Below are 15,074 nucleotides of genomic sequence, written 5' to 3'. Positions count from 1 at the left end.
AACCCTTACAAGACTGTATTATATCACCTTCTAGATAATTTTTCAAGTATTTTATGGACTTTTACTGAAAATGAAATTACTTCTTTTTCTATTAAATGAGCACTCTAGTAACTAAATAGCATATCTAAACACTAATTGTTCAAAGAATGTCATCATCAAAATTCAATTTTCAAAGCTATTTTCCCTTAATACCAATCAGAGGACAATCCTAGTAAATAATGAAATAATACTATTTAACTATAATTAATATAACTCGGTAAATCTATTATTTGAAAAGACTTCATCAAATACTAAATACTGAAATTCTAAAACCTACTCTTACCATCAACAGTAGAGAATTTATCCAATTTGCTACTTAAAGTAAAATAAGTTTGTAGCCCCTAACAGTAAAAAAGGTAGATATATCTAAGTGGTATAAGTAGAACTAAAACTTTGATTGATTCCATTCAAATAAAGTATCCAACCAATCAAAAACGACATTATGGGCGAGTCTTAGATTATTGACTTGGCAATGAGCGTCCGCACCACTTTCCGCCTCAAATACTTGAAGTTTAGTTTGTTGATTTTTAGATTTAAGTGCTTCATAAATTACCTTAGTTTGATGCTGCAGTTCAGCACCCTCACCCTTTCCCATGATAAAAAGGCACGGGCATTGAATTTTTTGATAATCCACAATCTTTGCATGGTTAAATACATCATCAATAGCACTCTTAAAATCAGAAGTACCAAACTGCCATGCATACTTTTTAAGATTTAAATTTGCTGATTCATTCAAATTTCCAGCTAATTTTAAAATGGCATTTATTAACCAACTAGGTGCTTTCAAACTTGATCCAAATTCTTTTCTGAAAAGTTCTGCAACATCGTAAATAGGGGTACTAGCAATCCAAGCATGAATTCTTGGATCCTTTTCGACAGCTTGTGCGGTAAAATATCCCCCTCCGCTGACACCATAAATAGCTAAATAATTTAGTTTAGGATTTCTATTTTCCAACCAGTCTATGCATAATGAAATTGGAATAGAAGCATCCACATCAAAGACCAGCCCTCTACTAGGATTGCTCCCTTGACCAGGAAGATCAACCATTAAAACATTATAATTTCGTATCCATCCAGGATATCCTGCAAAGTAAAATAAATCTTCGCGATAAGTATCACCTCCACCAATCATGATTAGCGTTGGACAATTATCACCGCTATGAAGATAATACCCAGGCAAGTAAGAACCCTGATAGGGAATAGTTAGTTTTTCAATCGGTGCACCTAGTGAATGAATTGCACTAGAAAACACCTTCTCCATTTGACGAACGGTCGGTAAATACTCGTCAGAAAATGGATCGGTAAACTGAATTGCCGAGCGAAGTGAGTAGGTCTGTGCAAGATAATACTGCGCCTTTGTTTGTTCACTCAATCCTGAATTACTTGCTTCTTGTTCAAGGTAGTTTACATGCGATAAAAATACATTTTTCCAGTCATCAGGCTTTGGTGAGTTCCCCAATCTTTGAGCAAGATAATAAAGCTCTCCATGAGAAAAACCAAAAATTTCACCGATTCCTAACAACCAATTAAAGAAAAAATCCGTATCACCATTCTTAAAAAATATTTGAGTTGATTGCCGTTTTAAAATAACATCATTTTCTTTCACCACGCGCCTCCTAATTCTGTGTTCTTTCATTCATTTAATCTAATTATAATCTGATAACATTCTCTATCAAGCAAAAGCATCCAGATATCCATTTTCTAATCTTATAATCACAGATATTATATCACATAAAATGAACTTTCTCAAACATTGTATTTATATACTCCTTATGAAAGGATACGAAACTCATAAGTATCCTATATAAAATTAACCAATGATCCATTTTTATGAATACATCATAATCTGTCATTTCCACTTTGGTTATATTTTAGATATTCTAATACAAAATATTGGGACATCTTGTGTAGAAAATTTCTTTTTTTCGTAAATATTACAGTTTCTATTTTATTAAAGTATTGTCTCAGCTAGACTTATTCCTGTTCTTACGATTTTTGCTATTTTCTTCGTTTTCCTTTCTGATAGCTTGCTGAAAATCTTCTATTTATATTGCCAATATACAGTATGTAGTTTTTTTATTTTGAGAAAGTTTGATAGTTCAACGGAAATCAAAATTTATGTTTTCAAAAAACACTATATCTTGTGTTTTGATTTCAAAACCGTAACTTTTTAGCACAAGATTTAGTTTAAAAAGTTTGACAAAGTTTTTTTTTCTGATATACTAAGAAAGTAATCTATTTTGAAAGAGGAGTTACGAAAATGGTAACCGTTTATTCTAAAAATAACTGTGTCCAATGTAAGATGACCAAGCGTTTCTTGGACAGTAATAATATCGCTTATCGTGAGATCAATCTTGACGAGCAACCTGAGTATATCGATCAAGTTAAAGAGCTCGGTTTCAGCGCTGCTCCTGTTATCCAAACACCAACTGAAATCTTTTCAGGTTTCCAACCAGGAAAACTAAAACAGTTAGCATAATTTTAGCGCATCATCCAGAAGAAATTGCTTCTAGGGCTAACTTAGAGGCCTTTCTTTTGTAATCAGGTTAGATAAGGAAAATTTTATGGGATTAAAACATCTTGAAGACGTGACTTACTTCCGTCTCAATAACGAAATCAACCGTCCTGTTAATGGACAAATCATGCTTCATAAAGATAAGGAAGCCTTGGATGCTTTCTTTAAAGAAAATGTGGTTCCAAACACTATGGTTTTTGATTCAATCACTGATAAAATCAACTACCTCATTGAACACAACTATATCGAAACTGCATTTCTCAAGAAATACCGTCCAGAGTTTTTGGAAGAATTGCATCAATTTATCAAGGACCAAAACTTCCAATTCAAATCATTCATGGCCGCCTATAAGTTTTACAACCAGTACGCCTTGAAGACTAATGACGGTGAATATTACCTTGAAAGCATGGAAGACCGAGTCTTCTTTAATGCACTTTACTTTGCTGACGGGGATGAAGCGATTGCGACTGATATTGCCAATGAAATCATCCACCAACGCTACCAACCTGCTACTCCTTCCTTCTTGAACGCAGGCCGTGCTCGTCGTGGGGAATTGGTCTCTTGTTTCTTGATTCAAGTAACTGATGACATGAACTCTATCGGACGTTCTATTAACTCAGCTCTTCAACTTTCGCGTATCGGTGGTGGTGTGGGAATTTCCCTCAGCAACCTTCGTGAAGCTGGAGCTCCTATCAAAGGTTATGAAGGTGCTGCTTCTGGTGTCGTACCAGTTATGAAACTCTTCGAAGACAGCTTCTCTTACTCCAACCAACTTGGGCAACGTCAAGGTGCTGGGGTTGTCTACCTCAACGTCTTTCACCCAGATATCATCGCTTTCCTTTCCACTAAGAAAGAAAATGCTGATGAAAAAGTTCGTGTAAAGACTCTTTCACTTGGTGTTGTAGTACCCGATAAATTCTACGAATTAGCTCGTAAAAATGAAGAAATGTACCTCTTCAGCCCATATTCTGTAGAACTTGAATACGGCGTGCCATTCAACTACATCGACATCACTGAAAAATACGATGAATTAGTCTCAAATCCAAATATCCGCAAGACAAAAATCAAGGCGCGTGATTTGGAAACTGAAATCTCTAAATTGCAACAAGAATCTGGTTACCCTTATGTAGTCAACATTGATACGGCCAACCGTGCTAATCCAGTAGATGGTAAGATTATCATGAGTAACTTGTGTTCTGAGATTCTTCAAGTTCAAAAACCAAGCTTGATCAACGATGCTCAAGAATTCCTTCAAATGGGAACAGACGTTTCATGTAACCTTGGATCAACCAACGTGGTCAACATGATGACTTCACCTGACTTTGGTCGTTCTATCCGCGCTATGGTTCGTGCCCTTACTTTCGTTACAGATAGTTCACACATCGTAGCTGTCCCTACTATAGACCACGGAAATAGCTTAGCCCACACCTTTGGTCTTGGTGCTATGGGACTTCATAGTTACCTTGCCCAACAACTGATTGAGTACGGATCACCTGAGTCAATTGAATTTACAAGCATCTACTTTATGCTTATGAACTACTGGACCTTGGTTGAGTCAAACAATATCGCACGTGAACGTGGTATCACCTTCCACAACTTTGAAAAATCAGACTATGCTAACGGTAGCTACTTCGACAAGTATGTAACAGGCGAATTTGTTCCAAAATCAGACCGTGTTAAAGAGCTCTTTAAAGATGTCTTTATTCCAAGCGCTGCTGACTGGGCTGAACTTCGCGAAAAGGTTCAAGCAGATGGACTTTACCACCAAAACCGTCTAGCTGTTGCTCCAAATGGTTCTATCAGCTACATCAACGATGTTTCTGCTTCTATCCACCCGATTACGCAACGTATCGAAGAACGTCAGGAAAAGAAAATTGGTAAGATCTACTACCCTGCCGCAGGTTTGTCAACAGATACTATCCCTTACTACACTTCTGCCTACGACATGGATATGCGTAAGGTGATTGATGTTTACGCTGCTGCAACTGAACACGTGGATCAAGGGCTTTCACTCACTCTCTTCATGCGTAGCGACATTCCAAAAGGTCTTTACGAATGGAAGAAAGAAAACAAACAAACGACACGTGACTTGTCTATTCTTCGTAACTATGCCTTTAACAAGGGTATAAAGTCTATCTACTACGTCCGTACCTTTACAGACGACGGTGGAGAAGTTGGTGCTAACCAATGTGAAAGTTGTGTGATTTAATCTTTGTTGGAGGGAAGTATGCATAAAAAATTAAAACTAGATAAATATTTAAACTATATTATTTTTGAAACTCTAGCTTTTCTATTGATGTTTTATATTATTATGACGATTGTTATTGCGTTAGATCCTAAAACCACACTACAAAGTCTCTATCTTTGGTGCATTGCTGTAACAAGTTTTGGATACTCTATTGTAAAACATCTTTCATTACAATTTAAAAACGACCAGCGTATTACGCTGTTACCAATAAGTTATTTATTAGGGTTTTACGGACTACAATTTTTAATGATACTTACAAATTCTACCACTGATGTTAACTACACTCCCCAACTTAACTTATTAACTCTAATATTTATTGCGGTAAATGTTATTGATAAGGTGCTTGATCATTATTTCAAGGAGAAGTAATCTATGGAAACTTACTACAAAGCCATTAACTGGAATGCCATCGAAGATGTCATCGACAAATCAACTTGGGAAAAGCTGACGGAGCAATTCTGGCTCGATACGCGTATCCCCTTGTCAAATGACCTAGACGACTGGAGAAAACTATCAAACAAGGAAAAAGACTTAGTAGGAAAAGTCTTTGGTGGTTTGACCCTTTTGGATACCATGCAATCTGAAACAGGAGTTCAGGCGCTTCGCTCAGACATCCGAACACCGCATGAGGAAGCTGTTTTCAACAACATCCAATTTATGGAATCTGTCCATGCAAAATCCTATTCTTCTATCTTCTCTACCTTGAATACCAAGGCTGAGATTGAAGAAATCTTTGAATGGACCAACACCAACCCTTACCTACAAAGAAAAGCTGAAATTATCAACGAAATCTACCTCAATGGTACGCCTCTTAAAAAGAAGGTTGCCAGTGTCTTCCTTGAAACCTTCCTCTTCTATTCAGGTTTCTTCACTCCGCTCTACTACCTTGGTAATAACAAACTTGCCAATGTTGCGGAAATTATCAAGTTGATTATCCGTGATGAGTCTGTTCACGGAACTTACATTGGTTACAAATTCCAACTTGGTTTCAACGAATTGCCTGAAGAAGAGCAAGAAAAACTTAAAGAATGGATGTACGACCTGCTCTACACTCTCTACGAGAACGAAGAAGGTTATACTGAAAGTCTCTATGACGGTGTTGGTTGGACCGAAGAAGTTAAAACTTTCCTTCGCTACAATGCCAATAAAGCCCTTATGAACCTAGGACAAGATCCACTCTTCCCAGATTCAGCTGATGATGTCAATCCTATCATCATGAACGGTATTTCAACAGGAACTTCTAACCACGACTTCTTCTCTCAAGTCGGAAATGGTTACCTCCTTGGTGAAGTTGAAGCCATGCAAGACGAGGATTACAACTACGGTTTAGACTAATTTGGCCAATCATTCAAATATCATGGTTTGTTTAAAACAACCATGGTATTTTTGTTTTTGTTTTATTTTGTTTTTTTATTTGATTGATTGAGCGTTTTATGGTAAGATAATAATAGTAGAAATCGAGGTGATAAGGATGCTAAAGCAAGAAAAACTAGATAGTATTCTAGAAGCAGTAAACACAAAAGGCACTATTACTGTAAAAGAGATTATGGAGAGTCTTGATGTGTCAGATATGACAGCTCGCCGCTATTTACAAGAATTGGCAGATAAGGACTTGCTGGTTCGTGTGCATGGTGGTGCTGAAAAACTTCGTACAGGTTCTCTATTAAACAACGAACGCTCAAATGTCGAAAAACAAGGCTTGCAGATTGCTGAAAAACAAGAAATTAGCCGTTTTGCAGGTCATTTGATTGACGAAGGTGAAACTATTTTTATCGGGCCAGGAACAACCTTAGAATGTTTTGCTCGTGAGCTCCCTATTGATAACATTCGTGTCGTAACAAACAGTCTTCCTGTTTTTCTCATCCTAAACGAACGAAAACTAACAGATTTGATCTTGATTGGTGGAAATTATCGCTCTATCACTGGTGCTTTTGTAGGGACACTTACCTTACAGGATTTGACCAATCTTCAGTTTTCTAAAGCTTTTGTAAGCTGTAATGGTATTAAGGATAAGGCAATTGCTACTTTCAGTGAAGAAGAGGGCGAGGTACAACGAATCGCCTTGAACAATGCCAATAAAAAATACTTACTGGCAGACCACAGTAAGTTTAATAAGTTTGATTTTTACAATTTCTACAATATCTCAGAAATTGATACCATCGTTTCAGATTCCAAACTGAGTAAAGAAACCTTCGACCAACTTTCGAAACAAGCAAAAATTATTCTTTCTAAACCATAAAACTGAGGATTGATAAAATATAAAATGCGTCATATTAAGAAAATAAGAATCTTGATATGACGCATTTTTGATGAAGATTTTTACAAAGAGTTTCCTAGATTCTTTATGATTGTTGAAACGGCATAAAATCTGAATCAAAGGAAATATTATCCCGTTCTTCAGGACTGATAAAATTTAAAAAGATATTTTTAAATTCTTCCAGCTCATAGTCTGAATGGCAAACCCATTCTTTACCGGTAGAGACATACCATTTCCCAAGATTTTTCAGCTCCTCATTAGTCAAACAAGGTATTTGAGAACATTTATCAAAATTGATAATATAAACTTTTTCATAAATTGATTGGATAAAATCTTTGAACATCTTTTGCCTCACTAGAATTCTATATCTAATTACTAATTCTACTAGTCTATAATCTGACTTTCCGCTAGTTTCTTGTACCAGTGAGCCGATTTCTTTGGATAGCGCTCCTGGGTTTCAAAATCAACATAGAAGAGGCCGTAACGCTTTTCGTAACCATTTGACCAAGAAAAGACATCCATCAGCGACCAGATAAAGTAGCCTTTGACATTGGCTCCATCAGAGATTGCATCTGCAATCACTTCCATATGTTTCTTAACATAATCAATCCGTCCATCATCGTAGACTGTCCCATCCACAAACTCATCTTTGTATCCGAGACCATTCTCTGTGATGTAGATTTTCTTGTAATTTGGGTAATCTTTCTTCACGCGCATGATTTGATCATACAAACCTTGAGGATAGATAATCCAGTCCCAGTCCGTACGTGGGACATAGTCAGGCGCCACTCGGCGTCCAACTCCCTTAATCTGATACTTAGAGCTTCCTTTTTCACCCTTACCGTTATGAATGATTTCTGTTTCGCCATCAAAGGCTTGCATCCAATCACTCATGTAGTAGTTAATTCCAAGGAAGTCATTCAGGTCTTTTGCAGCTTCTAGCACAGCGAAGTCTTCTTCACGCAGATCTAAACTTCCACCATTGACTGCTAAGATATGGTTGACACCTTCCATGGTTTCTTCAGAATATCGTCCTAGATAAGTCGCATCCAAAATAAATTTATTGTGAATGATATCTTCTAACTCGGCTGCACGAACATCTGCTGGATTTTCAGGATCCAGAGGATACTTAGTAGGCAGTGCATGAACTACACCAATTTCACCCTTATATCCCTTATCCTTGAAAAGTTTTACTGCACGCGCATGCGACACCATCATATTGTGATGAGATTGGAAGACTTTGGCAAGGTCGTACTGGATACCTGGAGGAAATTTCCCAACCAAATACTGACCATCTCCTATCGGCCCAATTTCATTAAAGGTTGTCCAATAGTTGACTTCAGGAAATTCTTCAAAACAAAAGGCTGCATAATCCACAAAGTGATCAATATTTTCTCTATTCAGGAAATCTCCGTTTGAATGAAGTGCTTCTGGCGTGTCAAAGTGATGAAGAGTCACGAAGGGCTCAACATGCCGTTTGTGGCACTCTGCAAATAGATTATGATAGAACTCAACCCCCTTGTCATTAACCTTCCCATAACCCGTTGGAAAGATACGTGACCAAGCGATTGAAATACGGATACCATTGACACCATACTCTTCTGCAAGTTTGAGGTCAACTGGGTATTTGTGATAGAAATCACTGGCTGGTTCAGCAGTGTACCAGTAGTTATCTTTGAGGTATTTGTCCCAGGCGACTGGCCCTTTACCATCAGTATGTGTAGCACCTTCTGCTTGGTAGGCTGCTGTTGCTCCGCCAAAAATAAAGTCTTTTGGAAGTGTTTTTGTCATTTGATTCACCTTTCAAGAAATAGAAATGAGATGGGGGTATAGTTGGGAGGAGTTCCTCCATCTCACTTCTTCGCTATTTACATTTTATTCTTCGAACTGCGCTTGAACAAAGGCAAGAGCGCCTTTTCCATCGCGAGTCAATTTAATGTATTGGCCACCTTCTGTCTTAGCAAGTTTGATACCAAGTTTGTCGGTTTCGGCCTTCATGTCTTCAAAGTTTGAAGCAACTTGAGGAGCAAGGATAACCAGATCAAACTCAGGCAACATTTCACGGTGAGCACCATAGCCACCAGCTGCTGCTTTAACAGGAACTTTGTACTCTGCAGCTGCTTTGTTTAGTGCATTTGCAAGGAGACCACTTGTACCTCCTCCTGCACAGAGAACGAGAACATTTGTTTCTTCTGTGATTGTGTTTTGCGCTGCTTCTACACCAGCTTTTTCAAGAATAGCATCTGCTTTGGCAGTATTGAAGTTTGCAGCTACTTTTTCTTTTAATTCATCATTGGCTTTACCAGAACGCTCTTCTTCAAGGATTTGTTCATCATAAACCTTGAGGAATGGATAGTAAATGGCTACGTCAACAAGGATTAACAAAGCAGCAAGTACAAATGACAAGAATTGGAAGTTTGTACCAAGAACAATACCGAGCGGACCTGGTGTTGTCCAAGGAAGGTTGGCAGTAAATGAGTTCATGCCAAGCGTTTCAATGAAGAATTTAAAGATCCAAACGTTGGCAATTGGCGCAAAGATAAATGGAATAAAGAAAATTGGGTTCAAGACAAGTGGTGCACCAAACAGGATTGGTTCGTTAACTCCGAAGAAGGTTGGAACAACAGACGCGCGTCCGATTGCACGGTTTCGTTTTGATTTGGTCAACCACATGAACATGAATGGAACAACCAGTGTCGCACCAGTACCACCCATGGTAACGATAAACATTTGTGTACCAGAAGTAAGAATCTTGTCAGCGTGCATCCCTTGTTGGAGAAGGTTCAAGTTGACTTCGGCATTTGCATAGGTAATAGCTGCGATTGCTGGTTCAACGATAGATGGACCATGGATACCAACAAACCAGAAGAAGGCAAAGGCACCAAAGATAATCGTAATACCTAGATAGCCATCAGCAGCAGAGAATAATGGTGCAAAGAATTTACCGATTGATTCAGCTACGCTTGCACCAACAAAATGGCGAGCTAGTAAATCAAGGACATAAAGAGAAACAACAGATAGAGTGAATGGAATCACATCTTTAAAGACTTGTGAGATATTTGGTGGAACTTCGTCAGGCATACGAATAGTGACGTTGTTCTTAACACAAACCTTATAGATTGCTACAGTAACAAAGGCAGCAAGGAAGGCTGAAAGCAAACCTTTTGTCCCAAGGAAACCTGTCGCAAAGCCACCTTCAATCGGATCAGCTGCTAACATTAACAAACCAACAATCGCAGCCAAAAGTGTCGACATATAGTTGATTTGGTTGGTTTTCTCCATGCTACGGTTTACTGAGTCGGTCAATGACTTAGCTGTTGTACCAGCTACCAAGAGAGCTAGAATCCCCATTGAATAGCTATAAGGTTTCATGAGGAGATTAACAACATCATCAGACCATTTAAAGCCCCATGAGTTTGGTACAAAAGCAATCAAGATAAAGATACTTGAGAAGAGAATAACTGGCATCCCTGCAATGAAACCATCACGAATAGCACGAAGGTAGATATTACGAGACAGTTTTTCAAAGAAAGGCTTTCCTTTCTCGATAAAAGCAATTAGTTTGTTCATTACTTAACTCCTCTCTTGTAGAGTTCGATTAAATGGTGCATCAAATCTTTGAGCAAGATAGTTGTCATCAAGTGATCCTGACCATGCATCATGGTCACACTATAAGCCAAATCCTCACCAGCTGCCTCCTTGGTCAATAGACTTGTTTGCGCGTGATGAGCCTCGGCGATACAGCCACCAGCTTCCTCAACTAAGCTATCTGCTTTCGCAAAATCGCCAGCTTCAGCAGCCTTCAAGGCTTCCAATAGTTTCGAACGAGCATCGCCAGCATAGGCCACGATTTCAAAACCTAACAATGTTACTTCTTCTCTATTCATGATAGAATTCTCCTTATGTATTTTTAATTAAATTTTTATGACAATAAACGTTGGATATGTAGAACTAGATAAACTCGTTCACTTTTATACAAATCAAGACCCGTATGTTGCGTAATCACATCATAGATCTTGGAACCAATCTCGAACGCTTTTGGATAAGATTGTTTAATATGATCTTCCATATCCAGAAGTGATTGGTTATCATCTCTAGATCTGTCTAAATAATCCAAGAAATAGTTGAGATGAATCATAAAACGATCATAGAAATGATTATTCTCTTTGGTTCGTTGAATTGCATAACCCTTTAGCACTTCTTCAACATTCCTGAGAATTTCTTTCCTCTTATCAATCGACTCAACAACTTCCACTTCATTTTCACCTTCGGCATTAATGAAATGATAAGCAATCCGAATAATTTCGTCCTCAGGAAAATGATCCGCTAGCTTCTGACGGTAAATTTCAAATGCTTCCTTTGCGATTTGAAAAGCTACAGGATACTTGGCAGAAATATCTGGCAGATTGCTATCCTTGTACCTTCCTTGTGTTAGGGCTTGATAGGAACAGTAAATATGATCTGTCAAAGTCACATAGAGATATTCTTGAATCGGATAATTATATTTCTTAGAAAGATTATCAATAATCTCGTAGGTCACTGTGATAAAATCAAGCGGAACATCTTTGAGCAGAGCCATAAAGTTCTCTCTGGACTCTTCTGTCTTCATCCGAAAGATTTTCTCAACCTGATTTTCAGCAATCAAATCCCCCTTCTTTTTTCCAAATGCAATCCCCTTACCAATCACAATCACTTCTTCTCCTTTGTCATTTCTGACAAGCGAGACGTTATGATTCATTGGGTTTAGAATTCGATACATGGCAACCTCCTTTTATATCTTAAAGGTATATGAGTATAAAAAATGACCACAAATGAACTAGAAAATCTATCGATTTCTAATCCACCTGTGATCATGCCTAATATTACTTAGTAACACTCACCTTGTATTAACTTGTGATTTAAGTATAGCACAAGTAAGTTTTTTTGTAAACCTTTACATTCAACTTTTTTTAATTTTTTTTTAGATCAATGTTCCTAAGATTAGGGGGAAAACTTATACACGTTCAGTCCATGAAGTAGCTGTTGTTTGAAGAACCTTGTTGAGTTTGTCAATGTTCTCAAAACCTGTTGTACGTAGCCATTCACGAGCTGCTGCTTCACCGTCTTTGATGTAAGCTTCAACTGATCCAGCCCAGGTTGCACGGCCGCAAAGAACTCCGTTGAAGTTTGCGCCTGATTCGTGGGCAAAGACAAGTGTTTCTTGGAAGAGTTTAGCTGATACACCAGCACTCAAGTAGATGTATGGCAAGTTAGTTGCTTCATCTTGAGCTTTGAAGAAGGCTGCTGCTTCTTCACGTGTATAAACCACTTCACCTTCAGCGAAGCCTTCAACATATTTAATGTTAACAGGAACTTCTACTTTCAATACATCAATGTTAAAGCGAGGGTCTGAGAAGACCTTCATAGCACCAATAACTTTGTGTGGTTTTACTTTCGCGTATTCTACAGAACCTGCATCAGCAATTTTTTCATCGTAAGCCAAGATTTCAAGGAAGAATGGGATATCTTCAGCCACACACTCAGAACCGATGCGTTCGATGTAGGCTTGTTTTTCTTGGTTGAGTTCGTCAGAGCTGTCTACATCGTAGTAAAGCAAGAATTTGACAGCGTCTGCACCTTGTTCTTTGATACGTTTGGCAGACCAAACATCCAAGCAGTCTGGCAAGCGTTTGGTGCTAGTTGTGTCGTATCCCGTTTTTTCATAAGCAAGGAGAAGACCAGCATTTGGTGCAAGAGCTTTTGTAGCTGGAAGTCCATACTCTGGGTCGAGAAGCATAGATGAGGCATATTTTGTCAATTCATCTGCAACCAATACTTTAAGTTCTTCCATTTGAGCCACTGTTGGCTCTTCTGTTTGGTATTGAGCCATGAGGCGTTTCAAAGCGCCACGTTGGTCAAAGGCAAGAGCTGAGATAATGCCGTTTTCATCTGAGAGTTTTTGCAAGCAAGCGCGTTTATTTTCTGTTAAAACCATTTTATACCTCTTTTACGATTAGTTGGTCGTATAGACCTTGATAGTTGGCCATATTGACATGACCTGTCATTTTTTCTTGAGCATTGAGCATACCAAGAACATTTGCCTTGATGAGGAGTTCTGCATCCGATTCTTTATGAAGAAGTCCTGACGAAATCCCTGCCACAGTAGAATCTCCAGATCCGACAGGATTAACTACCTGAATTCTTGGAATATCTACCTTGTAGAAAGTATCACCATGTTTTGCAAAAGCACCATTTGCACCAAGTGAAACGATAATCCACTCAATCCCTGCAAATAAAGGCTCTTGAAGAACTTCTTTTAATTCATCTAAATCCTCAGAAACTTCTTTCCCAAGAAGCTGAGACAATTCTTCGTTATTTGGTTTAATAACTGTTGGTTTGTGTGGTGATTCAAGAACCGCCTGAAGGGCAGCACCTGAGCAGTCTAGAACAACTGGTTTGCCTGCTTGATTAGCAAGTTCTACTAAGCTTGCATAATAGTCAACTGGAAGCCCAGCTGGCAGACTACCTGAGATAGCGACTACTTCCACAGTGTCAAGGAGATTTTCGAAATGAGCCAAGAAATCTTGCCCTTCTTGTTCTAGAACTTCGGGACCTTTTTCAAGGATTTCTGTTTGGTTTTCACCGTGTAGAATAGCAATACAGTTACGAGTCTCTCCTTGAATGGAGAAGAAACGTTTCGTTACTTTATCGTCAATATGCTCTACTAAAAACTCACCAAGTTTACCACCGACCAAACCAGTAGCAACAACAGAATCACCAAATTCTGAAAGAACTCGTGTAACATTGAGCCCTTTACCACCAGCTGTCTTGGTCACGTCCACCACACGGTTGACAGTGTCAATTTTTAATTCATCCAAAGGATAAGAAATATCAATGGATGGATTCATTGTGACTGTTAAAATCATGCGTCACCTCTTAGTCGTGGTATTCACCGCGATCCCATTTTTCAAGGAATTCTGTAAAGAAGTTTGCATCTGCTTGATGAGCATTGTGAGTTTCAACGTGCTCGATTTTCGCAATCAATTTTTTGTTTTCTTCTGATGGTTTGTATTCAGCATTGATGAAAGCTTCAATGATGTCGCACATGAGCAATTCACCAGTGATTTTACCACCAAAACCAATAACGTTGGCATTCAATTGTTCTTTTGCATAAAGAGCTGTTGTCATATCACGAACCAAGGCAGAACGAACTCCTGGAACTTTATTTACAGCGTTGTTGATACCAACACCAGTACCACAGATACATACCCCAAGATCAGCTTGACCGCTTGTAACGGCTTCACCAACTTTTTTACCAAAGATTGGGTAGTGAGTACGTGTGTGGTCATATGTACCAAAGTCGATGACTTCATATCCTTTTGATTTCAAAAATTCTGAAACCGCCATTTTTTCATCTGTTACGATGTGGTCACATCCAATTGCAATTCTCATTAGTTATTCCCTCCGATTAATTATATAAATCTAATATCATTTATCCTTACTCAAGAAAAATCAAGATTAGCTTAGGAAGCGAGCTGCAAGCATAACTGAAGTTAGCTAAAGTGAGCTGACGACAGATTATCTTGATTTTTGAAGAGTATTAGCACATTTTGTTCAACATGTCGACCCTGATTTGGTGACGACCACCGTCATATTTGCCGTTAACAAATCCTTTAGCAATATTTTTAGCCAATTCATCACCAACAAGTTGTGCACCCATAGTGATCATACGTGAGTTGTTGTGTCCACGAGTCATATAAGCTGAACGTTCATCTGAAACTTCTGCAGCAACCATTCCTTTAATTTTAGTTGCGACCATAAATGGACCAGCACCATAAGCATCAATCACGATACCAAGATTTTGTTCTTCTTTGTTTACTTCTGCAGCAACAGCAAGAGTCACATCAACAAAGTCTTGACCTTCAGCTGTAACATCCACAACGTGGAAGTTTTCTTTTTCCAAGAAGTCTTTCACAACTTCTTTCAATCTCAAACCTGCAGCATCTGCACCGATAACAATAGACATATTGTATACT

Annotated in this window: 15 protein-coding genes; 5 read left to right on the top strand and 10 right to left on the bottom strand. The window is 38.4% G+C overall.

Features of this window, described 5'->3' with window-relative positions; genetic code table 11:
- Positions 1-424: 424 nt before the first annotated feature.
- Positions 425-1,645, bottom strand: coding sequence for a S9 family peptidase (locus tag NMM25_RS04345; protein ID WP_084854182.1), 1,221 nt, complete (start codon positions 1,643-1,645; stop codon positions 425-427).
- 654 nt (positions 1,646-2,299) lie between these two features.
- Here NMM25_RS04345 and nrdH point away from each other — a divergent pair.
- The 5 genes from nrdH to NMM25_RS04320 all read left to right on the top strand — a co-directional run bounded on the left by nrdH (position 2,300) and on the right by NMM25_RS04320 (position 7,041).
- On the top strand, positions 2,300-2,518 hold the full coding sequence (gene nrdH, locus NMM25_RS04340) for a glutaredoxin-like protein NrdH (protein ID WP_000259238.1): 219 nt from the start codon (positions 2,300-2,302) through the stop codon (positions 2,516-2,518).
- A gap of 85 nt (positions 2,519-2,603) precedes the next feature.
- Positions 2,604-4,763 carry a class 1b ribonucleoside-diphosphate reductase subunit alpha gene (nrdE, locus tag NMM25_RS04335; protein ID WP_254736066.1) on the top strand — a complete coding sequence of 720 codons (2,160 nt, stop codon included), beginning with the start codon at positions 2,604-2,606 and terminating at the stop codon, positions 4,761-4,763.
- A gap of 18 nt (positions 4,764-4,781) precedes the next feature.
- A complete protein-coding gene (locus NMM25_RS04330; protein ID WP_254736065.1) occupies positions 4,782-5,171 on the top strand; it encodes a hypothetical protein in 390 nt (129 codons plus the stop codon).
- Between the two features lie 3 nt (positions 5,172-5,174).
- Positions 5,175-6,137 carry a class 1b ribonucleoside-diphosphate reductase subunit beta gene (nrdF, locus tag NMM25_RS04325; RefSeq protein WP_254736064.1) on the top strand — a complete coding sequence of 321 codons (963 nt, stop codon included), beginning with the start codon at positions 5,175-5,177 and terminating at the stop codon, positions 6,135-6,137.
- A 136-nt stretch (positions 6,138-6,273) separates the two neighbouring features.
- Positions 6,274-7,041 (top strand): DeoR/GlpR family DNA-binding transcription regulator, encoded by a 768-nt coding sequence (locus NMM25_RS04320; protein WP_254736063.1) that lies wholly within the window; start codon positions 6,274-6,276, stop codon positions 7,039-7,041.
- Positions 7,042-7,144: 103 nt separating this feature from the next.
- Here NMM25_RS04320 and NMM25_RS04315 read toward each other — a convergent pair whose 3' ends face one another.
- The 9 genes from NMM25_RS04315 to lacA all read right to left on the bottom strand — a co-directional run bounded on the left by NMM25_RS04315 (position 7,145) and on the right by lacA (position 15,064).
- On the bottom strand, positions 7,145-7,402 hold the full coding sequence (locus NMM25_RS04315) for a DUF3884 family protein (RefSeq protein WP_254736062.1): 258 nt from the start codon (positions 7,400-7,402) through the stop codon (positions 7,145-7,147).
- Between the two features lie 41 nt (positions 7,403-7,443).
- Complete coding sequence (lacG, locus tag NMM25_RS04310) at positions 7,444-8,850, bottom strand: 6-phospho-beta-galactosidase (protein ID WP_254736061.1); 1,407 nt, start codon at positions 8,848-8,850, stop codon at positions 7,444-7,446.
- Positions 8,851-8,934: 84 nt separating this feature from the next.
- A complete protein-coding gene (locus tag NMM25_RS04305; RefSeq protein ID WP_254736060.1) occupies positions 8,935-10,629 on the bottom strand; it encodes a lactose-specific PTS transporter subunit EIIC in 1,695 nt (564 codons plus the stop codon).
- Positions 10,629-10,946 (bottom strand): PTS lactose/cellobiose transporter subunit IIA, encoded by a 318-nt coding sequence (locus NMM25_RS04300; RefSeq protein WP_001078319.1) that lies wholly within the window; start codon positions 10,944-10,946, stop codon positions 10,629-10,631. The genes NMM25_RS04305 and NMM25_RS04300 overlap by 1 nt, the downstream gene beginning before the upstream one ends.
- Positions 10,947-10,981: 35 nt before the next feature.
- A complete protein-coding gene (locus NMM25_RS04295; protein ID WP_254736059.1) occupies positions 10,982-11,818 on the bottom strand; it encodes a PRD domain-containing protein in 837 nt (278 codons plus the stop codon).
- A gap of 234 nt (positions 11,819-12,052) precedes the next feature.
- Positions 12,053-13,033, bottom strand: coding sequence for a tagatose-bisphosphate aldolase (lacD, locus tag NMM25_RS04290; protein WP_254736058.1), 981 nt, complete (start codon positions 13,031-13,033; stop codon positions 12,053-12,055).
- A 1-nt stretch (position 13,034) separates the two neighbouring features.
- Positions 13,035-13,964: a tagatose-6-phosphate kinase gene (locus NMM25_RS04285; protein WP_254736057.1), complete on the bottom strand. Its 930-nt coding sequence runs from the start codon at positions 13,962-13,964 to the stop codon at positions 13,035-13,037.
- 10 nt (positions 13,965-13,974) lie between these two features.
- A complete protein-coding gene (gene lacB / locus NMM25_RS04280) occupies positions 13,975-14,490 on the bottom strand; it encodes a galactose-6-phosphate isomerase subunit LacB (RefSeq protein ID WP_001216921.1) in 516 nt (171 codons plus the stop codon).
- Positions 14,491-14,638: 148 nt separating this feature from the next.
- On the bottom strand, positions 14,639-15,064 hold the full coding sequence (lacA, locus tag NMM25_RS04275) for a galactose-6-phosphate isomerase subunit LacA (RefSeq protein ID WP_000029277.1): 426 nt from the start codon (positions 15,062-15,064) through the stop codon (positions 14,639-14,641).
- Positions 15,065-15,074: the final 10 nt, after the last annotated feature.

Origin of the sequence: Streptococcus sp. CF10-1, assembly GCF_024295825.1 — a bacterium.
Lineage (GTDB): Bacteria > Bacillota > Bacilli > Lactobacillales > Streptococcaceae > Streptococcus.
This window is presented reverse-complemented; position numbering and strand designations above follow the sequence as displayed.

Coding starts and splice junctions, on each gene's coding strand:
- nrdH (WP_000259238.1), top strand. CDS start 2,300: ATGGTAACCGTTTATTCTAAAAATAACTGTGTCCAATGTAAGATGACC.
- nrdE (WP_254736066.1), top strand. CDS start 2,604: ATGGGATTAAAACATCTTGAAGACGTGACTTACTTCCGTCTCAATAAC.
- NMM25_RS04330 (WP_254736065.1), top strand. CDS start 4,782: ATGCATAAAAAATTAAAACTAGATAAATATTTAAACTATATTATTTTT.
- nrdF (WP_254736064.1), top strand. CDS start 5,175: ATGGAAACTTACTACAAAGCCATTAACTGGAATGCCATCGAAGATGTC.
- NMM25_RS04320 (WP_254736063.1), top strand. CDS start 6,274: ATGCTAAAGCAAGAAAAACTAGATAGTATTCTAGAAGCAGTAAACACA.
- NMM25_RS04315 (WP_254736062.1), bottom strand. CDS start 7,402: ATGTTCAAAGATTTTATCCAATCAATTTATGAAAAAGTTTATATTATC.
- lacG (WP_254736061.1), bottom strand. CDS start 8,850: ATGACAAAAACACTTCCAAAAGACTTTATTTTTGGCGGAGCAACAGCA.
- NMM25_RS04305 (WP_254736060.1), bottom strand. CDS start 10,629: ATGAACAAACTAATTGCTTTTATCGAGAAAGGAAAGCCTTTCTTTGAA.
- NMM25_RS04300 (WP_001078319.1), bottom strand. CDS start 10,946: ATGAATAGAGAAGAAGTAACATTGTTAGGTTTTGAAATCGTGGCCTAT.
- NMM25_RS04295 (WP_254736059.1), bottom strand. CDS start 11,818: ATGTATCGAATTCTAAACCCAATGAATCATAACGTCTCGCTTGTCAGA.
- lacD (WP_254736058.1), bottom strand. CDS start 13,033: ATGGTTTTAACAGAAAATAAACGCGCTTGCTTGCAAAAACTCTCAGAT.
- NMM25_RS04285 (WP_254736057.1), bottom strand. CDS start 13,964: ATGATTTTAACAGTCACAATGAATCCATCCATTGATATTTCTTATCCT.
- lacB (WP_001216921.1), bottom strand. CDS start 14,490: ATGAGAATTGCAATTGGATGTGACCACATCGTAACAGATGAAAAAATG.
- lacA (WP_000029277.1), bottom strand. CDS start 15,064: ATGTCTATTGTTATCGGTGCAGATGCTGCAGGTTTGAGATTGAAAGAA.